The sequence below is a fragment of the Actinoallomurus sp. NBC_01490 genome (genome assembly GCF_036227085.1).
Classification (GTDB): Bacteria; Actinomycetota; Actinomycetes; order Streptosporangiales; family Streptosporangiaceae; genus Actinoallomurus; species Actinoallomurus oryzae.
The window spans coordinates 11,723,944-11,745,027 of record NZ_CP109433.1; the positions used below are offsets into that span (position 1 = coordinate 11,723,944).

Here is a 21,084-nt window from a genome sequence, read left to right on the forward strand (position 1 = left end):
CCGGACGCGAGTCGTACGGTCCAAGCCGTCGCGAAGGGGGCGGCTCTCAGGACCCGGCCGCGCCGGAGAAGGCCGCCAGGGCCTCGGCGTCGGAGTGCACGGTCAGCAGGTTCTCGGCGATGAAGCCGGCGAGGCCCGGATAGCCCGGCGCCTCGGCGCGGAACGTCCGCGCCGCGGCCTCCAGGTCGTAGGCCGTGCTCCGCAGCACCACGTCGGGACCGAGCAGGGCCCAGTGCGCCCGGGGACCCGCACCGTACGGCATGCCGACACTGCCCGGGTTGACGAACCGGCGACGGTCGGCGAGACGGTCGAAGGGCATGTGGGTGTGGCCGAGCACGACGGTCGGCTCGTCCGTGCCCGCGAACGCCTCGCGGTAGTGCTCCAGAGGCGAGTCGACCAGGATGAACTCCGCGTCGTCACGCGCGGTGGCGTGGCAGAACCGTACGGCTCCGAGCCCGGTGACCTCCAGCGTGACGGACAGCGGCAGGTCCGCGAGCCGGGCCCGGTGTCGCCGCTCCAGCCGGGTCGCGCAGTACTCCGCCGTCCGGCGGACGACGTCGGGCAGCCCGGGGGCGAGCGTGCCGTCGAAGGCGTCGGCGACCTCGCGTTCGCCGTTGCCGCGGACCCAGACGGCGCGCTCGCCCAGCGCGGCCAGGCGGTCCAGCGTCTCGGCGGGCATCGGCCCGGCCGCGATGTCGCCGTTCAGCACGATCGCGTCGGCGCCGCAGGCCTCGACCTCGGCGAGCACCGCTTCGAGCGCGGGAAGATTGCCGTGGATGTCGGCCAGGACCGCTACGCGCATTGAAGCCTCCTTGCATCTCCTTCATCCTGTCCGTTCCGATGATTCGCGTCGGCGATATTCACGGACGGCTGAACACGCCGGAGGATCTGCGTCTGATCGGCAAGACGCCCTGAGCAGCGAGATTCATTGAGCGGCCGGACGCGCTGAGAGGCCAGGCCGCACAACCGGCGGCTGTGGTCCGACACCTCACGGTTGTTTGCCGCCGGCAGGTCCGGCGCTGTTGGATCGCCTCGGTCGATGCCACGGGGAGGATCGGGATGAGGCGGTCGCTGGGCCGGGAGTTCCGGTGGTTGTGGGCGGCGTTCGGGGTCAGCACGGTCGGCACGTGGCTGGCGTTCAACGCGTTCCCGCTGATCGCGATCCGGGTGCTGCACACCGGGTCGCCGGAGGTGTCCGTGCTGGCCGCCGCGGGGATGGCGGTGGGCGCGGCGGTGGCGGTGCCGCTCGGCCCCTGGGTGGAGTTCCGCCGCAAGCGGCCGGTGATGGTCGGGATGGACCTGGTCCGGTGCGCGGCGATGCTGAGCGTCCCGGTCGCGTACGCGCTCGACCTGCTCACCTTCGTCCAGCTCCTCATCGTGTCGATCGTCGTCGCGGCGGCCGACATCGCGTTCCGGTCGGCGAGCGGCGCGTGCCTGAAGGCTCTCGTGCCGCAGGAGGACCTGCTCGTCGCGAACGGACGGTTCGAGTCCACGTCGTGGACCGCGACCATGATCGGGCCGCCGCTCGGCGGGGCCGCGATCGGGCTGCTCGGCCCGGTGACGACCGTGGTGGCCGACGCGGCCAGCTACCTGCTGTCCGCGCTGGGCATCCGCGCGATCGGCGGCGGCGAGCCGCGGCCCGCGCGGCGCGAGACGTCACGGCCGCGCGCCGGCGACCTGCTCGACGGGTGGCGCTACATCCTGTCCCACCCGGAGCTGCGCCTGCTGTTCCTCAACTCGTCCCTGGTCGGCGGCCTGATTCTGGCGACCGAGCCGCTGCTGTCCGTCCTCATGCTCGGCCGGCTGGGATTCGCTCCCTGGGAGTACGGCCTGGCCTTCGCGGCCCCCTGCGCCGGCGGGCTCATCGGCTCCCGGCTGTCCAGGCGGCTCGTGGCCCGGTACGGGCGGCGGAAGGTCGTGCTGGTCGCCGGGACCCTGGCGGCGTGCTGGCCGGTCGGCCTGGCCTTCATCGGCCCCGGAGTCGCCGGGCTGGTCCTCGTCATGGTCGTCGAGCTCGGGCTGATCACCTGCATCAGCGTGTACAACCCGGTGCTCGCCACCCGGCGGCTGGAGCTCACGGCGACGGACCGCGTCGCCCGCGTGCTGTCCGCCTGGTCGGTCACGAAGAACGCGACCGTCGCGGCGCTGACCGCGCTGTGGGGCCTGCTGGCGAGCCTGACCGGTCCCCGCGCCGCGATCGCGATCGCGGGCGTGCTCCTGCTGGCCACGCCCCTGCTGCTGCCCCGCCGGGAGGGCTCCCTGGAGAAGTCCTCCGATCCCGCGGCGGACGAGCCGACTCTGGCTTCGGTGGCGTCGGGGGACGGAAGGCCCGCACCGGCCCGAGGAGACACCGAGGGCCCAGCCGGATCCGCCTGAGCTGGAGACCCGTCGACGACCTCAACGAGACCACGCGGTAGAGGCCTTGCGCTCGGATGCCCTTCGTGGTTCCCGGCTTTCGAGGAACGTTCGCGGAAGCGGGACCGGTCGAGCCCGGTCCGCTTGATGGTTACTCCGACATCTCGTTCCAGGTGAGACAGAACGGCTTGCCTACGGGGTCGGCGTACACACGCCAGTTGTCGCCCTCGCCGGGCAGCCTCGTCGCGCCGATCGCGAGCGCCGCCTGCTCCGCCGACTCCAGGTCGGCGCGCTCGACGAGCAGGTCGAAGTGGACCTGCTGCGGCGCGGCCGGGTCGGGCCACCGGGGCCTGCGGTAGTCCTCGATCTGCTGGAACAGCACGGGCATCTTGCCGTCCTCGCCGATCATCGCGACGCCCGGCGCCTCATGGGTGATCGGTTTGCCCAGCAACTCGGAGTAGAACGTGCTCAGCACCTTCGTGTCCGGGCAGTCGAGCATCACACCCATCACCGTCGTGTTCGGGTCGTCCTCTTTGGCGCACAGGTCGAACGGATGGCCGGCCGGGTCGGCGAGCGTGTGCCGGCGCTCGTCGCGCCGCAGCGGCGTCGCGCCGAGCGAGACCGCCTTGTCGGCGGCGGCGTCGATGTCGGGTACGCGCAGATCGAGGTGGGCCTGCTGCGGCGCCGCCGGGTCGGGCCACCGGGGCGCCACGTGATCCGGCGCGAGCTGGAACGCGATGCGCCACCCGTCCGGAGTCCTCATCGTGATCCAGTCGTCCTCGACGTAGCTCTGTGTCCAACCCGCCAGGGCGGCGTAGAAGCCGGCCTCCGCGGCGATGTCCGGTGCGTCGAACGCCACCGTCTTCAGCTTGGCGATCATGTGATCTCCCCTCGTCGTCGACCCGGCCATCCTCCTCGACGGTTCCGACACTCGCGACCGTTCCGTGGTTGGGAGAAGGGCCTCCGCCGGACGTCCTACGCCGGCGTGGGAACGGCGTCCTCGGCGGAGGCGGACTCGCGGACGATGGACAGCAGCGCGGCGGTCGCCGGGTTGGCCGGGCCGTTGGACGGGACCGCGACCGAGACCATCCACTCCGGTGCGGTCGCGCGCAGCGGCACCGCGACGACCTTCTTGTTCTTCTTGTACGCGATCGGCCGCGGCACCAGGGCCACTCCCAGGTCGGCGGCCACGAAGTCGAGCAGGCTGTGCACGTCGTTGACCTCCACCGCCACCTGCCGTTCGAGGCCCGCGGCGCCGAACGCGCGGTCGGTGACCTGCCGGGCGCCCCAGTCGGGGTGGAAGTCCACGAAGATCTCGTCCGGCAGCGCGGACCAGTCGACCGCCTCGCACGCGGCGAGCGGGTGGCCGGGGTGGCAGACCAGCATCATCGGCTCGGTCGTCAGCGGCGTCAGCCCGACCCCGGCCGGCGCACGACCGCCGGACAGCGCGACGAACGCCAGGTCGAGCCCGCCCGTACGGACCTCCTCCAGCAGCCCGGACGAGCCGCCCTGGCGGAGCCGGACCTCGACGCCCGGATGCACGGCGCGGAACCGGGACAGCACCGTGGGCAGGTCGATGACGGCCAGGCACTGCTCGGTGCCGATGGACACGGTGCCGCGCAGCAGGCCCTGGACGGCGGCGACCGCGCTGCGGGCGGCCGCGACGCTGGCGAGCGTACGCCGGGCCTCGGCGAGCAGCGCGCGCCCCGCCTCGGTGAGGGCGACCCGCCGCGTGCTGCGGACGAACAGCGGGGCGCCGAGCTCGCGTTCGAGGGAGCGGATCGAGGCGGACAGGCCCGACTGGGCGAGGCGCAGGCGCTCGGCCGCGCGGGTGAAGTGCTCTTCCTCGGCGACGGCGACGAAGTGCTCCAGATGGCGCAGTTCCACGACTCATCACTTTAACTGCTTGATCTCATCTGTTTTTTCTGTTGGACATGGGGAAGCCGTGCAGGGAGGCTGTTGACGACAGCCGCCGATCAGCGTGCCCGCGCGGCCCCGAAGAGCCGCGCCGTCGGCCCGGACACCGGCCGACGGCCCGTGCGCCGGGCCCGCGCCCGCCGGCGGCTGCAGCCCTGACGCACGCCATCTTGGAGGTCTTGTCACATGCGTACTCGCAGGATCGGTCACGTCCAGGTCGGCGCGATCGGTCTCGGGGGCATGCCCATGTCGATCGAGGGACGCCCCGAAGAGAGCCGTTCGATCGCCGCGATACACGCCGCGCTCGACGCGGGCGTGACACTCATCGACACCGCGGACGCCTACCACATCGGCCCCGACGACATCGGGCACAACGAGTCGCTGATCGCGCGAGCGCTGGCCACGTACGGCGGAGACACCTCCAACGTGCTGGTCGCCACGAAGGGCGGCCACACACGCCCGGGCGACGGCTCGTGGGGGCGCGACGGCTCTCCCGCGTACCTCAAGCGGGCCTGCGAGGCCTCGCTCAAGCGGCTCGGCGTCGAGGCGATCGGGCTCTACCAGCACCACCGGCCGGACCCGGCCGTGCCGTACGCCGACTCGATCGGTGCACTCCGGGACCTGCTGGACGAGGGCAAGATCCGCATGGCCGGCATCTCGAACGCCAACCCGGGCCAGATCCGCGAGGCGAACGAGATCCTCGGCGGACGCCTCGCGTCGGTGCAGAACCAGTTCTCCCCCGCCTTCCGCAGCAGCGAGGACGAGCTGCGCCTGTGCGACGTGCTCGGCATCGCGTTCCTGCCGTGGAGCCCGCTGGGCGGCATCTCCCGGGCCGGTGACCTGGGCGGCAAGCACGCGGCGTTCGGCCGGATCGCGGAGGCGCGCGGGGTGAGCCCGCAGCAGATCGCGCTGGCGTGGATGCTCGCCAAGTCGCCGGTCGTGATTCCGATCCCCGGTTCGAGCCGGCCGGAGACGATCATCGACTCGGCCAAGGCCGCCGACCTCGAACTCACCGCCGAGGAGTTCGCCGAGCTCGACGCGGCCTGATCCACTTCACCAAGGAGAACCATGGCACTTCCGACAAAGCAGCTCGGCACCACCGACATGCGGATCACGCGCGTCGGCTTCGGGGCCTGGGCGATCGGCGGCGGCGACTGGGCGTACGCCTGGGGGCCGCAGGAGGACGCGCAGTCGATCTCGGCGATCCGGTACGCGGTCGAGCAGGGCGTCAACTGGATCGACACCGCCGCGGTGTACGGGCTCGGGCACTCCGAGGAGATCGTGGCCCAGGCGCTCAAGGACATCCCCGAGGCCGACCGGCCGTACATCTTCACCAAGTGCGGCCTGGTCTGGGATCCTGCCGACCGCCGGAAGCCGGCGCGCCGGACCGGCGCCGAGATCCGCCGCGAGGTGGAAGACTCACTGCGCCGCCTGGGTGTCGAGCGCATCGACCTGTACCAGATGCACCGGCCGGCCGAGGACGGCACACCGCTGGAGGAGTACTGGCAGACGCTCCTCGACCTCAAGGAACAGGGAAAGATCCGCGCGGCGGGCCTGTCGAACCACGACCTGAGCCAGTTGGAGGCCGCCGAGAAGCTCGGGCACGTCGACTCGCTCCAGCCGCCGTTCTCGGCGATCCACCGCTCGGCCGCCACCGAGATCGGCTGGTGCGAGGCGCACTCCACCGGCGTGATCGTCTACTCGCCGATGCAGGCGGGCCTGCTGACCGGCGCGTTCTCCCGCGAACGGGTCGAGAGGCTGCCGGAGGACGACTGGCGCCGGCACAGCCCCGACTTCACCACGAAGCTCGACACCAACCTGGCGCTCGCGGACGCACTCGTGCCGGTCGCCAAGCGGCACCACGTCCAGCCCGCCGCCGTGGCGGTCGCCTGGACCCTGGCCTGGAGCGGCGTGACCGGCGCCATCGTCGGCGCCCGCCGCCCCGACCAGGTCGACGGCTGGCTGGCGGCCGCCGGCCTGAACCTGTCCGAGGCCGACCTGAACGAAATCGCCGCCGCCATCCAGGACACCGGCGCGGGCGAGGGCCCCGCCGCACCCTGACGAACGCGAGGTGACCAAGCGCCTGACCTACTCGATGGAAGGTCAGGCGCTTGTTCGTAGCGACGAAACCTTGCTTGACGTTCGGCGCGGTTTTTGCGTTGAATGTACGGCGGTGCCGCGTGGCGTACGCAAGAGCGCCCTGACAAGGACAGCGAGCCAGACCGCGTACGAGTGGGCGAGCACCGGGAGAGCCCGAAGGGGATGATGCAGGTGGCCGCCTACCGCATGGATCGCGCCTAGCCGCGTCCGACGCCGTTCGGGTCGTTCCTGGCCTGCGCCCTTGCCCGCACGCCATCTTTGGAACGCCGTGAGCTGAACGCGTCCTGATACTCGCGCCGTCACTGTTTTCTTCGGCCTATGCCGTTCGTCGGACGAGCGCGCCATTTACCCCGTTTATTCGTCGTTCATTCCGTCATGCGACAAAACAGCAAAGGAGAGTTTTGACCACCCCCATCGTTGATTTCAACCAGCGGGTCATCGAGGAGTTCCGCGCCGACCACGGGCGTGTGGGCGGCATGTTCGAAGGAGCCCGGCTGATCCTGCTCACCACGACGGGAGCGCGCACCGGCCGTCCTCACACCGTCCCTGTCGGTTTCCTCCCCGACCCCGACCGGTTCCTGGTGATCGCTTCGGCGGGCGGCGCGGACCGGCATCCGGCCTGGTACCACAATCTGGTGGCCGAGCCGCGCGTCACCGTCGAGACCGGCTCGTCCACGCTGGAGGCCGACGCGGTCGTGCTCCAGGGAGCCGAGCGCGAGGAGGTCTGGGCGCGCGCCGTCGAGTCCGACCCGGGCTGGGCCGAGTACCAGCGGAAGACCGCGCGTGTCATCCCCGTCGTCGCGCTGCACCCGGTACGGACGAGCCATGCCGACCGGCCCGAGGGTGACCTCCTGACGGCGATGAACGACGCGTTCCGGCGGGAGGATCGCCTGACGACCAACCACGTCACCGGCCCCGATACCTTCGACACGGTGCTCACCGCGCTGACCGGCCTCAGCGCGGGCGCGCCGCCGCTGCCACCGGACGCCGAGACCGCCGAGCCGTTCGCACTGCCCGTGGCGGGCCGCTGGGCGAACGCCTCGGGCCGCACGCCGCAGGAGGCGGGCGTCGTGCTGTACCTCCACGGCGGCGGATTCGAGCAGCGCACCCCCGAGCTCGAGCACCTCATGGCCTACCACCTGTCGAAGGCGGCCGGCCGTCCGGCGTTCAACGCGGACTACTCGCTGGCCCCGGAGCACGCGTTCCCGGTCGCGCACGACGAGGTGGTCGCCGCGTACCGCGCACTGCTGGCCGAGGGCGTACCGGCGGAACGTACGGTCCTGTTCGGCGAGTCGGCGGGCGCGACACTCGCGCTGGAGGTGCTGCTCACGCTGCGGGCGGAGGGCGTGCCGCTCCCGGCCGCCGTGGTACCGGTCTCGCCGATCACGGACTTCACGTTGACGAACCCGTCGATCGACGCCTCAGCGGGCCGGGACGTCGTAAGCCGGGAGGTCGTCGAGCACGTCGTCGGCCAGTACCTGAACGGGCGACCGAACGACCGGGCGCCGCAGTCGCCCATCCACGGCGACCTGACGGGCCTGCCGCGCATGCTCCTGGCGGTGGGCGGCGACGAGATCCTGCTGGACGACTCCCGGCGCTACGCCGAGGCGGCGGCCGAGGCGGGCGTCGAGGTCACACTGGACGTCTACGAGGGCATGCCGCACGCGTTTCACGTCGCGGTCCTGCCGGCCCCGCAGCCCCCGGTGGGCGCCGTCTTCCTGAACCGCCTGTCCGCCTGGCTCGACGACCACCGCTAGCGCGACGGCACGCCCTGACCCGCGGCAGGTGCCGGTGACCACCTCGTGAGGGCGGGCACCTGCGGCGGGTCGTTTTCACACGGTGTTGGGCACGTCGGGGAAGCGGACCACGCGTACGCGGCAGGGTGAACGGCGCTCCAGTTCCAAAGCCGGGCAGCGGTGCAGGCGGGCCGCCCAGCCCGTACGGATCCGTGAGCCGACGAAGACCGCGCAGGCCGCTCGGTCGGCGGCGTACGAGCGCAGGGCCGGGGCCGGTTCGCCGTCGACGACCGCGTACTCCCACTCCAGCGGCAGGTCGGCGAGCAGGAGCGCGCACTGCAGCCAGGCCTCGAGTTCGAGCTCGTCCCGCCACTGCTCCGCCAGTGGATAGGCCTCCCACGCCATCAGCTCCAGCGGCCGGGGCGACCGGCGTACGTGCAGGGCCACGAGCCGGAGGCCGCCCGACACCGCCTCGGCCGCGGCGGTCTGCAGTGCCGCGCGCCCCGAGTCGGTGCCGTCCACCCCGGCCAGCACCACGCCGCCGTGATCCATCTCAGTACCGCTCCGCAGGCTGCGTACGCGGCATTTCCCGGCCTCCTTTCCGGCGGACCCGCAGCCGAGGGAGGCAGGCGACTCCAGCGAACGCACCGACTACCAGGAGTAGCCGGTCAGGCGGCTCGAAGTCAGCGACTTGGCCGGAGAGTGGCCCTCCCGTCTCATGGCTCTGTCCTGCGCGGACATCCTCTTCCAACCCGCCCGCCAGCTCCGGTTGTCCACAGCCTGTGGATGACCGGGCGCTACGTTCGGTTGAAGTGGATCTCCGACAGGCCCAGCCGGGCGAGGCCCTCGGCGGCCCTGGCGGCCTCCCGCTCGCGCGTCCGGTCCCGGTACATCAGGTCGATCTTCTCCTCGATGTTGGCCCGGTGCACCGCGACGACGACCCAGGTGAGATTCGAACCGGGACGCACGTCGATGAGCTCGGCCTCGTCGCCCAGCCGCGGAATCCTCGTCTCGTACTCGCCGGCGTCGATCCGCGTCTCCCGTACGAAGTCCCGGTGGGCCTCCTCGGCGTCACTGACCGGGCCGACGCCGTGCTCCAGTTCGATCACGACGCTCAGCCGCCCGATGACGACGAGCGTCGTCCCGTCGGCCGCGAGGCGGGTGGAGTTCCACTGGCAGGCGTGCCGCGCGACGTGCGGGCCGTCGTCGACGCGGCTGAGCATCCGGTCCACCGTGGCTCCCGGCAGCAGCGCCCGCGCCTGGGTGTCGAACATCTGGCACGCGTCGGGAAGGCGCCGGGCATGCCGGCGCAGCGGCCAGGCGTCGCTCGCCCACGGTGGATCGATGAGCACGAGCGCGACCGCGATCGCGGTGAGCAGCGGGCCGGTGGCCGGCCGCAGCACGCCCCGCTGCGGCCGGGTCACGACGGACGCGTGCGCCCGGACGTGCGCGCGCAGCGCGTCCAGGTCGCGGTCGAACTCCGGGTCGGCGCGGAACCAGAAGCGGGCCGGCGCCGCCAGCTCCACCAGGCCGCCGTCGCGCAGGCAGAGGACCGGCCACTCCAGGAGCAGCCCACGCCGGAGCTTCACCAGCCCGACGCGCGAAGCCGGGACGACGCGCCGCAGCGGCGGCCGGCGCGCGACGATGCCGTCGCCGGTGAGGAGGGTACGGCCGCCCAGCACGGCCAGCGGCCGGCCGACGAGCACGAGGACGACGAACACGACGGGCGGCAGGAGGTGGGCGCCATGGCCCATCAGCCCCATGACCGCGTACAGGCCGCTCACCACGGCCCCGGCGGCCACGGCCGACCAGGCGGCTCTCCTCACGGCCCGGCAGAGACCCAGCGGCCTGCCTGCTTCCGACATCTGCTCCCCCGGACGCGTATCCCCCGTGCGGTGCGCGCGATGTCGCGCCGGGGCTGTCACCTGCGGCTTCCACGTCCTTCCGTACCCCGCGGCGGCCCGGCGACCGGCCACGTACGTGCTAGTGCTGTGGCAGGCAATGTTTGCCCTGTTGACCACGGTCGGGGCACGGTCGGTGCTGCGGCGCTACAGCGACGCCTGGTTCGCCACCGCCAAACGCCGCAAAGACGGTGAGTCGGCGGCGCGGTACCCTCGACGTAAACGCGGGTTGATGCCGGTGCGCTACTACCACGGCACGTTCACCCTCGATGGACGGCGGTCGCGGCTCCCGGTCGGTCGAGGGTGTGCGCCGTTGTGGGTGCGGTTGGACCGGCCGGTCCCCTACGAGGCTGGGCAGGTACGGTCGGTGACGTTGGTGGCCGAGGGCAGCCGGTTGTTCGTCGATGTCACCGCCGAAGTCCCCGTCATCGCTTACCCACCGGGCCAGGAACCGGACCCCGGGCGGGTGGCGGGGGTCGATCCGGGGGTGATTCACCCATTTGCGGTGGCGGGCCCGGATGGCGAGGGCCTGGTGGTGTCGGGACGGGCCATCCGCGCCGAAACCCACCTGCACCTCAAGGACACCAAACACCGGCGACGCACGATGGCACGGTTGGTACCCAAACCGGGCCAAGTCGGGTCACGGCGATGGCGTAAGCACCGGGCCCGGCAACGCAGACTCGAAGCCCGTCATAGGCGGCGGGTCCGCCAGGCCCAGCACGAGGCCGCCCGTCAGGTCACCACGTGGGCGACCGCACGCCGGATCGGCACACTCGTGGTCGGTGACCCGCGCGGCGTCCTCGCTCTCAAAGCCGGGCGGCGGCACAACCAACGGATCCATGCCTGGAGGATCGGGCACCTGCTCCGGTGTTTGACCGATAAGGCCGAACAGGCCGGGATCGGCCTGGTGCTGGTGGATGAGCGGGGCACGTCCTCGACCTGCCCCGCCTGCCACCGGCGGGTTCCCAAACCCAAGGATCGGAACTTCACCTGCGTTCGTTGCGGGTTCAACGGGCACCGCGACCTGGTCGGCGGCGCCAACATCGCCCGGCGCGGCCCGGGCGGCACCATCACCACCACGAGCATGTTTCCGGTGGTGATCACGCACCGTCGAGCCGGACGACACCTCCCCGGTGCCGGACCGTCCCGGCATGACCCCAGGCGGTCCCCCCATCACGGCACCGCACCCGCGGTCCCCTGGCCGGCCGTGGCCCGCCCCACCACCCAAGGTGGGGAGTCGCTCGCCCCAGCGAGGATCAGCCAACCCCCTCCCCAACGAGGCAAACGTTGACTGACACGGCACTAATTTGTCGAGATCGATCTACTGGGTCCTGGAGTGACGATGGCTGTAGGGGAAAGCGGCACTGAGGTGCCCGTGCTGTTCGTGCACGGCAACCTCTCCGACGGATCCGCCTGGCGGGAGCAGCTCGGCCTGCTCCCGGCCGGTCTGCGAGGCATCGCACCCGACCTGCGCGGGTTCGGCGGCGGCCGGCCCGAGCCGGTGGACGCGACGCGTGGCGTCGGCGACTTCCGCGACGACCTCGTCGCGCTCCTGGACGACCTCGGTCTCGGCGCGGTGCACCTGGTCGGCCACTCGATGGGCGGCGGCATCGTCATGGACCTGGCCGCCCGGCATCCCGGCCGGGTACGGACCATCACCCTGGTCGCGCCCGTCTCGCCGTACGGCTATGGCGGCACGCGAGATGACGGCACGCCGTGCGCACCCGACTTCGCCGGGTCCGGCGGCGGCACCGCCAATCCCGGTCTCGTCGCGGCGATCCGGGCCGGCGACCGGACCGACGCCGACCCGCTGTCGCCGCGCAACGTGGTCCGCACGCTCTACTTCTCCGATCCGTCGGCGGTGCGGAACGAGGACGAGTTGCTGGCGGGCATCCTCGGCTCGCGGATCGGCGACGACCACTACCCCGGCGACGCCACGCCCTCGCCGCACTGGCCCGGTACCGCGCCGGGCACGCGCGGCGTGCTCAACGCCATCTCCCCTAAGTACTTCGGCTGGCAGGACTTCCCCGGGTCGGGCTGCCGGGCACCGGTGCTGTGGATCCGCGGTGACCGGGACGCGATCGTCTCCGACACCGCGATGACCGATCTCGGGCATCTCGGGGCACTCGGCATGGTCCCCGGCTGGCCCGGCGCGGAGGTCTTCCCCGCGCAGCCGATGATCGCCCAGACCCGCCGGGTGCTGGAGCGGTACGGCGACTACGAGGAGCGGGTCATGACCGGCACCGGGCACTTCCCGTACGCCGAGCGGCCCGAGGAGTTCGCCGCGCTGCTGCACGCCCACCTCACCCGCGCCGGCCGATAGGTATGGACGAACCCACTGCTGAGGAGGATGGATGCTGACCGTCGACATGGTGCGGGCCGGAGCGCGCCGGCACGGGGACCGCGTCGCGATCCGGTACGGGGAGCGGTCGCTCACGTTCCGCCAGGTCGACGAGGCGGCCAACCGGATGGCCAACGTGTTCCTGGGCATGGGGGTCGAACCGGGCGAACGCATCGGGCTACTGCTCGGCAACGGGCTCTGGACCGTGCCGCTGGACTTCGCGTGCCTCAAGGCGCGTGCGTGCCGGGTGCCGCTGAACGCCCGGCTGTCGCTGGAGGAGCACGCGCGGATGCTCGCCGACGCCGGCGTACACACGCTGGTGCACGAGTCCGCGCTGGCCGAGCGCGCCGGCGAGCTGGGCGAACGCCTCGACGGGCTGCGCACGCTCGGTCTGGACGACCTGCTGGAGCAGACCCACGCGGCGTCGGCGGCCGATCCGCGGCTGCCCGCCCGGCCCGAGGACGTGATCCTCGCCCTGTACACCTCCGGCACGACCGGCACGCTCAAGGCGGCGCAGCACACCCAGGCGAGCTACGCCGCGATCGTCGTCAACATCATGGCCAACCTCATCAGCCCGGCGCCCGACGACGTGATGCTGCACGCCGCGCCGCTGATCCACGCGAGCGGCACGTTCGTGCTGCCGTTCTGGCTGCGCGGCGCGCAGGCGACCGTACTCGACGGCTTCGACCCGCAGGGGTACCTCGCGGCGATCCCCCGCTACGGCGTCACGCACGCCAACCTCGTGCCGACGATGCTCCAGATGCTGCTGGCCGCCGGCGGCGCCACCGCCGAGACCGGCCGCCTGCGCTCGGTGATCTACGGTGCCTCGCCGATGCCGCGCCCGGTGATCGAGGAGGCGATGGCGGCCTGGGGGCCGATCTTCAGCCAGTACTACGGGCAGACCGAGGCACCGCTGTGCCTGTCGGTGCTGCCCGCCGCCGACCACGTCGGACCGGACGCGCCGCTCGGCTCGTGCGGGCACCCGTCGGTGGACGCGGAGATCCGGCTGATCGACGAGCACGGCGCGGACGTCGCGGACGGTGAGCCGGGCGAGATCGCGGTGCGCGCGCCGTTCACGATGGCCGGTTACCTCAACGCCCCCGAGCTGAACGCCGCGACCTTCCTGGGCGACGGGTGGCTGCGCACCCGCGACGTGGCGCGCTTCGACGACCGCGGCTACCTGTACCTCGTCGACCGCACCTCGGACATGATCGTCAGCGGCGCGTACAACGTCTATCCGCGCGAGGTCGAGGACGCTCTGCACTCCCACCCGGCCGTGGCCGAGTGCGCCGTCGTCGGCGCGCCGGACGAGCGCTGGGTGGAGGCCGTGGTGGCGTTCGTGGTGCCCCGGCCGGGCGTCACGGTGACCGGTGCCGAGCTCACCGCGCACGTACGGGACCGGCTCGCCGGCTACAAGGTGCCCAAACGCGTGGAGTTCGTCGCGTCGATCCCCAAGAGCGGCGTCGGCAAGGTGCTCCGCCGGGCGTTGCGCGACCCCCTCTGGGCGGGCGTCGAGCGTACGGGCGGGGCCCGATGATCCGCGTGGAGCGCACGGGCGCGGTCACCACGGTGGTGATCGACCGGCCCGAGGTGCGCAACGCCGTCGACCCCGAGCACGCCGCCGAGCTGTACACGGCGTTCACCGCCTTCGACGCCGACCCGGAGGCGAGCGTCGCGGTGCTGTACGGCGAGGGCGGCACGTTCTGTGCGGGAGCGGACCTGAAGGCGGTCTCGGCGGGCCGGTTCGACGTGGCCGCGGCGGAGGAGTCCGACCACGGCCCCATGGGCCCGACCCGGCTGCGGCTGTCCAAACCGGTGATCGCCGCCGTGGCCGGGCACGCGGTCGCGGGCGGCCTCGAACTCGCCCTGTGGTGCGACCTGCGCGTCGCCGAGGAGGACGCGGTCTTCGGCGTCTTCTGCCGCCGCTGGGGCGTCCCGCTGATCGACGGCGGTACCGTACGCCTGCCGCGCCTGATCGGCCTGAGCGCGGCGATGGACATGATCCTCACCGGCCGCCCGGTCGGCGCGCAGGAGGCGTCCCGCCTGGGCCTGGCCAACCGCGTGGTCCCCACCGGCCAGGCACGGGGACGCGCCGAGGAACTGGCGGCGGAGATCGCCCGCTTCCCGCAGCTGTGCATGCGCCACGACCGCATGTCCGCCTACGAACAGGCGGGCCTGCCGATCGAGACCGCGATGGCGAACGAATGGCGCCACGGCCAGGTCGCCCTGGAGGCCGAGGCCCGCCAGGGCGCCACCCGCTTCGCGGAAGGCAGCGGCCGCCACGGCGACTTCGGCGCCCTCTGAGGCCGGCGTCCACGGCTCGTACGGCCGTGGGTCAGAGGCGGCGGAACCAGTCCCGGGTGGCGCGGCGCCAGTGCCCCAGCCGTGACGTCGGCTCGGGCCGGTATTCCGGCTTGCGGGCGGTCAGGACGGCGGCCAGGCCCTCCTGCGGAGCGGTCACGTCCGCCGCCGGAATCGGCGTCGAGACGATTCCCGTCGTCACCGTCACCGGCGGGAAGTTGACCGGCAGGGAGTGCAGCGCCCGGTGGAACGGGCCCGGCCGCCACGTCAGCATGTGCGCCGGCACGGCGAGTTCCATGTCCGGCAGGGCGTCGAGGACCTTCTCGATGGCCGCCGAGGCGATGAGGCGGGCCTGGCCCTGGGCCGGGCAGGTGTGCGGGCCGGCGCTCCAGGACAGGTGGGCGCGGTTGCCCCCGCGGTGCTCGCCGGCCAGGGCCGGGTCGGTGTTCGCGGCGGCGAGGCTGATGACGACCGGCTGGTTCTTCGGCAGCGTCACGCCGCGGAACTCGACGTCCTCGGCCGGATAAGTGATCGCGAAGTTGGCCAGCGGCGGGTCGGTCCACAGGATCTCATCCAGGGCGTCCTCGACCTGGAGGTTGCCGCCCGACAGGTCGCCGGCGAAGCGCTCGTCCGACAGCAGCAGCCGCAGGCCGTTCACGATCAGGTTCTGGGTGGGCTCGGTGCCGGCGCCGAGGAGGGTGAGGATCTGGTGCATCAGCTCCTCGTCGGTGAGCTGGACGGGGTGTTCGGCCAGCCAGGTGGTGACGTCCTGCGCGGGCTCCCGCCGCTTGAGCCGTACCAGCTCCAGGACGGCGTCCCTCATGATCTCGTTCGACTGCTTGGCGTTGACGGTGTCGAAGATGCCGCTCATGCCGAGCACGAGACGGTCGCCGACGTCCGGCGGGCAGCCGAACATCTCGTTGAAGACCAGCAGCGGCAGCACCCGGGCGTAGTCGGCGACCAGGTCGCCGGCGCCCCGGCCCGCGAACCGGCCGATGAGGACGTCGGCGTTCTTCTCCACGTACCCGCGCAGCGCGAACACGTCGACGCGTTCCAGGCTGTCGGTGACGGCCAGCCGCAGCCGGCTGTGGGCCGCGCCGTCGGCGAGCCGGCAGTTCGGCCGGTACATCATCAGGGGCAGCACCGGGCAGTCCTCCGGGACCGTCTCCTGCCAGCCGCGCGGATCCTTGCGGAACGTCGTCGGGTCGCGCAGCACCTGGAGGGCCTCGTCGTACCCGGTGACGAGAGAGGCGGGCACGCCCGGGGACAGCTCGACCGGCACGACGGGGCCTCGCGTGCGCAGGCGCTCGTACACGGCGGGGGCGTCGGCCCCCAGCTCGTACAGCGGGTACCGGCCCTCGTGCGCGGGGCAGCCGGGCGGCGGGGCGCCGGCCTCGGACGGACCGGCGGTCACGCGGACTCCCGTTTCTTGGTCTCGATCAGGTACTCCACGAGCGAGATCAGCGCCTGGGTCGAGGAGACCGGGTCACGCGCGTCGCAGGTGACGAGGGGCGTGGTCGGCAGCAGGTCGAGTGCCTCGCGCAGCTCCTCCTCCGGGAACATCGGCGCGCCGTCGAACTCGTTGATCGCCACGGCGTACGGCAGCCCGCGCTCCTCCAGGAGCGTCATCACGTCGAAGGAGTCCTCGATGCGGCGGGTGTCGGCGAGCACCAGCGCGCCGAGGGCGCCGCGCGCCAGGTCGTGCCACAGCGCCTTGAAGCGGTCCTGGCCCGGCGCGCCGAACAGGTACAGCACGAGGTCATCGCTGAGCGTGAGGCGGCCGAAGTCCATGGCCACCGTCGTGGTGGTCTTGCCCGGCACACCGGTCAGGTCGTCGACGGATTCACCGACCTGCGTCATGCGTTCCTCGGTGCGCAGCGGTTTGATCTCCGACAGCGCTCCGACGAGCGTGGTCTTGCCGACCGCGAAGTGCCCGACGATCAGGATCTTCACGGAGTGGCGCACACTCTCGCGCACGTACAAACGGTCAGAGACGAGCGCGGAGCCCATCCAATACCTCCCTGAGCAGACGGTCCGACGGCTCGTCGGGCTCGGCGACGGACGCGCGGGTCACGATGTGCCCGCTGTCCACGAGGTCGGACAGCAGAACCTTGGTAACGCTGACGGGCAGCGCGAGATGGGCGGCGACCTCGGCGACCGAGAGTGCGCCGCCCTGACACAGCTCCATCACCTTGCGTTTCTCCGGGCTCAGCCCGGTGACCTGGGTACTGTTCACGATCACGAGAGTGACCAGGTCGAAGATGTTGCGGGTCGGGTGCGCGCGGCCTCCGGTGACGACGTGAGGGCGGACGAGCGCACGTTCGTTCCGCGGCGGACTCACCGCACGCCGCCCAGATCACCCCTCGGCGGAGTGGTGAGCTCCTTGCCCAGGCGCTGCACGAGCTCCTGGAGCCGGAACGACACCGCCTCCATGTCGACGTTCTCGGTGGCGGAGACCGCCAGGTACGCGCCCGGGCCCGCGGCGACGAGGAAGACGTACCCGTCGTCGAACTCGGTGACCGTCTGCCGCCACGTCGTCTCCGCGTTGCTGCAGAACTCCGCCGCGCTCCGGGCGAGCGACTGCAGGCCGGCCATGCCGGCGGCGTGGCGCTCGGCGTCGTCCACGCTGATCCGCTCGGAGTGCGCCATCAGCAGCCCGTCGGCGGACAGCAGCACGGCGTGGCGCGTCTCCGGCATCTTGAGGGCATCGTCGAGCATCCAGCCGAGCTTGTTGGTCGCGGCGTCGTTCATTCCGGCTTCCCTTCGGAGTCGGGCGGGACGGTGGCGCGGCCGGACCTGGTGCCGCGCTGCCAGGCGCCCAGCCCGGCGGCGGTCCGCCGGGCCGGCCGGACGGGCTCGCCGAGCGGTACCTCACCCGGCTGCGACCGCTGTTCCGGTACGGCGGTAGGCGCCGGCACGGCGGGCGGAGCCGAGGCCGTGTCCGCCGACGCGGCGGCCACGCGGCGACGGCGCGGCAGGCCGTTCGCGGTCAGCGACGGCTTCTCCTCCGCGACGGTGGTCTCGTGCTGTGGGGCCGGAGCGGGTCCGGTGGCCGCGACCTCGGCCTTGCCCGGGGCCTTGGCCTTGGGGCGGTCCTCGATCCGGGTCAGCAGCGCCGTGGGCAGGAAGACCACGGCCCGTACGCCACCGTACGGCGAGCGCGTGTCCACCGAGACCTTGAAGCCGTACCGGGCCGCGAGCACGCCGATCACGGCGAACCCGACCTGCGGCGGGTCTCCGAGCCGGTTGATGTCCACCGTGTCCTGGCCGGCGAGGAGGCGCTCGGCCCGCTTCAGCTCCTCGGTGGTCATCGCGACGCCCGCGTCGTCGATGACGATCGCCATCCCGTTGTGCGCCGGCTGGAAGTTGACCTCGACCGGGGTGTTCGGCTGCGAGTGGCGTGCGGCGTTGTCGAGCAGTTCGGCGAGGGCGAGCACGACCGGTTCCACCGCGCGGCTGACGACGGCGTCGCTGACCTGGGAGTGGACCTGGACCCGGAGGTAGTCGCGGATCCGGGAGGTCGCCCCGCGTACGACGTCGGTGAGCGGGGAGGCGGACCGCTGCAGGCCGGGCCATGATCCGCAGAGCACGGCGCTGACCTGGGCGCGCCGGCCGAGCTGCGCGTTCATGTGGTCGATCTTGAGCAGGCCCTCGAGCACGTCCGGATCGTCGTGCTGGGCCTGCATCCGGGAGATCGCCAGTTGCTGTTCGTTGGCCAGGCTCTGCACACCGCGCATCATCGACTTCAGCGTGGCCTTGGCCGACTCGTCGGCGCGCGCCTTGGCCCGGCCGCCGGACTCGGAGAACATCTCCACGATCTTGTCCAGATGCCGCCCGTACGCGACCTCGCCGAGCCGGGGGTTCAGCGGGCCGGGGATCTCGACCGGCCGGCCGTTCAGGGTCTGCACCAGGGCGGGCAGGCGCGTGGTGACCATGTGCGCCAGCTCCTTCTCCCGGATCTCGGCGCCGCCTTCGAGCGCGCCGACCCGGTTGCGCAGGCGCTTGGTGGTCCGCCGCTGCCACACCAGCATGGCGATGACGACGACGGTGACCACGGCGAGACAACACACCGCTGCCACCAACAGTTGTTGCTCCATCAGATCCTCGCGGGCGGTGGGACTAAGACAGGAACGGTCGTCGGGCCGGATCGGGTACGGGACGGCTCCGCCGGTCCGGGTGCGACGACAGTCCTGACGGCACCCATGCCGTCCGGTCCGGACGGAAGCACGTTCTGGTCACATCCGCGTGATCTTACGACCCCGACGAGCAACGTTGGGGCCATTCCACCCACTTGAGTCACGTCTCTCCCGATATCGGCAGGATGCTCGGGTGGGGGCGCCGGGCGACGGTCGGCGGTGGATGCGCCGGGGTAGATAGACCCACGTGCACCATCGGGAGCCCGAGGGCCTCTACCGCTCGGCCTGGCGACCGAGCCAGGCGTGGCGGCTGATCCCGATCCTGTTCATCGTGGCGATCGTGGTGGCCGACCGCCTCCTGCCCGCGGCCGTCCACCTCGGCCCGCTGCTGGCGGTGGCCCCGGCCCTGACCGCCATGTTCGCCGGTCCGTGGACGACCGGGCTCTCCGGCCTCCTGGCCCTGCTGGCGCTGCTGTTCGTCGGGCGGCTGCACGGCGGGCTGAGCACCCTCAACCACCAGCTGCAGATCAGCGCCGTGGCGCTGATCACCGTTTTCCTGGTGATCTACTGCCTGCTCCGCGACCGGCGCCAGCGGGAGCTCGCGCAGGTCCGCTCGGTGTCGGAGGCCGCGCAGCGCGTCGTGCTCCGCCCGATGCCGGCCCGGCTGGGCCCGCTGCGCATCGCCTCGGTCTACGTCGCCGCGGCGGCCGAGGCACACATCGGCGGCGACCTGTACGCCGCCGTCCGCACCGACGGCGCGAGCCGCCTGCTCATCGGCGACGTGCGCGGCAAGGGACTGGCGGCGATCAGCGACGCCGCGGTCGCGCTGTGCGCGTTCCGCGAGGCCGCGCACCGGTGTGTCGACCTTCCCACGCTCGTCGGCCATCTGGAGGAGAGCGTCGCCCGCAACCTCGCCGAACTCGGCGGCGCGGAGTCCCCGCACGCCGTGGAGTTCTTCATCACCGCGGCGGTGGCCGAGGTGCCCGACGACGAGCCGGTGGTGCGCATGATCAGCCGTGGCCACCCGCCACCGCTGGTGCTGCGCGGACGGCGGGTCCTCAAACCGCGGTTCCCCGACCCCGCGCCGCCGCTGGGGATGACCGAGCTGATCACCAGTGATCACCCCGTGGAGACCCTGCCGTTCCGCCCCGGCGACCTGCTCGTGCTCTACACCGACGGGGTCATCGAGGCACGAAACCGGTCCGGCGCCTTCTATCCCCTCGCGGAACGTCTCGCGTCATGGCAGGACGGCGACCCCGAGGCGCTGGTCCGCCTCCTCCGCGACGATCTTCTGGCGTACGTCGGCGGCCGGCTGCCCGACGACGCCGCCGTGATCGTCGTCGAACGCACCGGCGGCCTGTCGGAGGCCCCTGCGAGCATCGGGCTCCATGGGTGAGAACAGGATCGCGTTGGTGGCGGGCGCGACGCGCGGCGCCGGGCGTGGCATCGCCGTGGAGCTGGGCGCCGCCGGGTTCACGGTGTACGTCACCGGGCGCAGCACGCGGGAGCGGCGTTCGGAGATCGACCGTCCGGAGACGATCGAGGAGACCGCGGAGCTGGTCACCGCCGCGGGCGGCGAGGGCATCCCGGTCCGGGTCGATCACCTGGTGCCGGACGAGGTACGCGCGCTGGTCGAGCGCATCGACCGCGAGCAGGGCCGGCTCGACGTGCTCGTCAACGACATCTGGGGCGGCGAGCTGCTGTTCAGCTGGACCGACCGGCTCTGGGAGCACTCCCTCGACACGGGTCTGCGCATCCTGCGGCTGGCCGTCGACACGCACATCATCACCAGTCACCACGCACTGCCGCTGCTGATCCGCCGGAAGGGCGGGCTGGTGGTGGAGGTGACCGACGGCACGGCGGAGTACAACGCCGACCACTACCGCGTCTCCTTCTTCTACGACCTGGCCAAGACGTCGGTGACGCGCATGGCGTTCGCGCAGGCCCAGGAGCTGGCGCCGCACGGCGCCACCGCGGTGTCGCTGACCCCCGGCTGGATGCGCTCGGAGATCATGCTGGACCACTTCGGGGTCACCGAGGCCGGCTGGCGCGACGCGATCGCCGCCGAGCCGCACTTCGCCATCTCCGAGACACCGGCCTACACCGGCCGGGCCGTCGTGGCGCTGGCGACCGACCCGGACGTCGCCCGCTGGAACGGCCGGTCGCTGTCCAGCGGGCAGCTGGCCCGCGAGTACGGCTTCACGGACGCCGACGGAAGCCGCCCGGACTCCTGGCGTTACATCGTCGAGGTACGGGAGGCCGGGCTCCCCGCCGACGTGACCGGCTACCGCTGAGAG

At 72.2% G+C, this 21,084-nt stretch carries 20 protein-coding genes; 10 read left to right on the top strand and 10 right to left on the bottom strand.

The window, feature by feature from the left end; all coding sequences use genetic code 11:
- Positions 1-46 precede the first annotated feature (46 nt).
- Positions 47-802 (bottom strand): metallophosphoesterase family protein, encoded by a 756-nt coding sequence (locus tag OG417_RS53850; protein ID WP_329247630.1) that lies wholly within the window; start codon positions 800-802, stop codon positions 47-49.
- Positions 803-1,059: 257 nt separating this feature from the next.
- Between OG417_RS53850 and OG417_RS53855 the strand changes: the two genes are divergently transcribed.
- Complete coding sequence (locus tag OG417_RS53855; protein ID WP_329247632.1) at positions 1,060-2,376, top strand: MFS transporter; 1,317 nt, start codon at positions 1,060-1,062, stop codon at positions 2,374-2,376.
- 130 nt (positions 2,377-2,506) lie between these two features.
- Here OG417_RS53855 and OG417_RS53860 read toward each other — a convergent pair whose 3' ends face one another.
- Entirely contained in the window at positions 2,507-3,235 is a 729-nt protein-coding gene (locus OG417_RS53860) for a VOC family protein (protein WP_329247636.1), read from the bottom strand.
- A gap of 95 nt (positions 3,236-3,330) precedes the next feature.
- Entirely contained in the window at positions 3,331-4,242 is a 912-nt protein-coding gene (locus OG417_RS53865; protein WP_329247639.1) for a LysR family transcriptional regulator, read from the bottom strand.
- Positions 4,243-4,458: 216 nt separating this feature from the next.
- Here OG417_RS53865 and OG417_RS53870 point away from each other — a divergent pair, with 216 nt between their 5' ends.
- From OG417_RS53870 to OG417_RS53880, 3 genes are all read left to right on the top strand, one after another.
- A complete protein-coding gene (locus tag OG417_RS53870) occupies positions 4,459-5,319 on the top strand; it encodes an aldo/keto reductase (RefSeq protein ID WP_329247642.1) in 861 nt (286 codons plus the stop codon).
- Between the two features lie 21 nt (positions 5,320-5,340).
- A complete protein-coding gene (locus tag OG417_RS53875; protein WP_329247645.1) occupies positions 5,341-6,333 on the top strand; it encodes an aldo/keto reductase in 993 nt (330 codons plus the stop codon).
- Between the two features lie 440 nt (positions 6,334-6,773).
- The gene (locus tag OG417_RS53880; protein ID WP_329247648.1) at positions 6,774-8,129 is read left to right on the top strand and encodes a nitroreductase/quinone reductase family protein; all 1,356 of its coding nucleotides are present in this window, start codon (positions 6,774-6,776) and stop codon (positions 8,127-8,129) included.
- Positions 8,130-8,204: 75 nt separating this feature from the next.
- On the opposite strand, the gene OG417_RS53885 is transcribed toward OG417_RS53880, so the two are convergent.
- Positions 8,205-8,660 carry a universal stress protein gene (locus tag OG417_RS53885; RefSeq protein ID WP_329247651.1) on the bottom strand — a complete coding sequence of 152 codons (456 nt, stop codon included), beginning with the start codon at positions 8,658-8,660 and terminating at the stop codon, positions 8,205-8,207.
- A 245-nt stretch (positions 8,661-8,905) separates the two neighbouring features.
- Complete coding sequence (locus OG417_RS53890; protein WP_329247654.1) at positions 8,906-9,973, bottom strand: hypothetical protein; 1,068 nt, start codon at positions 9,971-9,973, stop codon at positions 8,906-8,908.
- 148 nt (positions 9,974-10,121) lie between these two features.
- Between OG417_RS53890 and OG417_RS53895 the strand changes: the two genes are divergently transcribed.
- From OG417_RS53895 to OG417_RS53910, 4 genes are read left to right on the top strand one after another with little or no spacing between them, the layout of a single operon-like run.
- The gene (locus OG417_RS53895) at positions 10,122-11,300 is read left to right on the top strand and encodes an RNA-guided endonuclease InsQ/TnpB family protein (protein ID WP_329247656.1); all 1,179 of its coding nucleotides are present in this window, start codon (positions 10,122-10,124) and stop codon (positions 11,298-11,300) included.
- A 51-nt stretch (positions 11,301-11,351) separates the two neighbouring features.
- Entirely contained in the window at positions 11,352-12,332 is a 981-nt protein-coding gene (locus OG417_RS53900; RefSeq protein WP_329247659.1) for an alpha/beta fold hydrolase, read from the top strand.
- Between the two features lie 31 nt (positions 12,333-12,363).
- Positions 12,364-13,887: a class I adenylate-forming enzyme family protein gene (locus OG417_RS53905; RefSeq protein ID WP_329247661.1), complete on the top strand. Its 1,524-nt coding sequence runs from the start codon at positions 12,364-12,366 to the stop codon at positions 13,885-13,887.
- Complete coding sequence (locus tag OG417_RS53910) at positions 13,884-14,654, top strand: crotonase/enoyl-CoA hydratase family protein (protein WP_329247663.1); 771 nt, start codon at positions 13,884-13,886, stop codon at positions 14,652-14,654. The genes OG417_RS53905 and OG417_RS53910 overlap by 4 nt, the downstream gene beginning before the upstream one ends.
- Before the next feature lie 31 nt (positions 14,655-14,685).
- Here the strand turns inward: OG417_RS53910 and OG417_RS53915 are convergent, their stop codons facing one another.
- From OG417_RS53915 to OG417_RS53935, 5 genes are read right to left on the bottom strand one after another with little or no spacing between them, the layout of a single operon-like run.
- Positions 14,686-16,065 carry a cytochrome P450 gene (locus OG417_RS53915; protein ID WP_329247666.1) on the bottom strand — a complete coding sequence of 460 codons (1,380 nt, stop codon included), beginning with the start codon at positions 16,063-16,065 and terminating at the stop codon, positions 14,686-14,688.
- Positions 16,062-16,661 (bottom strand): GTP-binding protein, encoded by a 600-nt coding sequence (locus OG417_RS53920; protein ID WP_329247670.1) that lies wholly within the window; start codon positions 16,659-16,661, stop codon positions 16,062-16,064. Before OG417_RS53920 ends, OG417_RS53915 begins: the two co-directional genes overlap by 4 nt.
- Positions 16,639-16,992, bottom strand: a complete 354-nt coding sequence (locus OG417_RS53925) for a DUF742 domain-containing protein (RefSeq protein ID WP_329247673.1) — start codon at positions 16,990-16,992, stop codon at positions 16,639-16,641. Before OG417_RS53925 ends, OG417_RS53920 begins: the two co-directional genes overlap by 23 nt.
- Positions 16,989-17,402 (bottom strand): roadblock/LC7 domain-containing protein, encoded by a 414-nt coding sequence (locus OG417_RS53930; protein ID WP_329247676.1) that lies wholly within the window; start codon positions 17,400-17,402, stop codon positions 16,989-16,991. The genes OG417_RS53925 and OG417_RS53930 overlap by 4 nt, the downstream gene beginning before the upstream one ends.
- Positions 17,399-18,748 (bottom strand): ATP-binding protein, encoded by a 1,350-nt coding sequence (locus OG417_RS53935; protein WP_329247678.1) that lies wholly within the window; start codon positions 18,746-18,748, stop codon positions 17,399-17,401. The genes OG417_RS53930 and OG417_RS53935 overlap by 4 nt, the downstream gene beginning before the upstream one ends.
- A gap of 286 nt (positions 18,749-19,034) precedes the next feature.
- On the opposite strand from OG417_RS53935, the gene OG417_RS53940 reads away from it, so the two are divergent.
- Entirely contained in the window at positions 19,035-20,183 is a 1,149-nt protein-coding gene (locus OG417_RS53940) for a PP2C family protein-serine/threonine phosphatase (RefSeq protein WP_329247680.1), read from the top strand.
- Positions 20,176-21,081 carry an SDR family oxidoreductase gene (locus tag OG417_RS53945; RefSeq protein WP_329247683.1) on the top strand — a complete coding sequence of 302 codons (906 nt, stop codon included), beginning with the start codon at positions 20,176-20,178 and terminating at the stop codon, positions 21,079-21,081. The genes OG417_RS53940 and OG417_RS53945 overlap by 8 nt, the downstream gene beginning before the upstream one ends.
- Positions 21,082-21,084 lie beyond the last annotated feature (3 nt).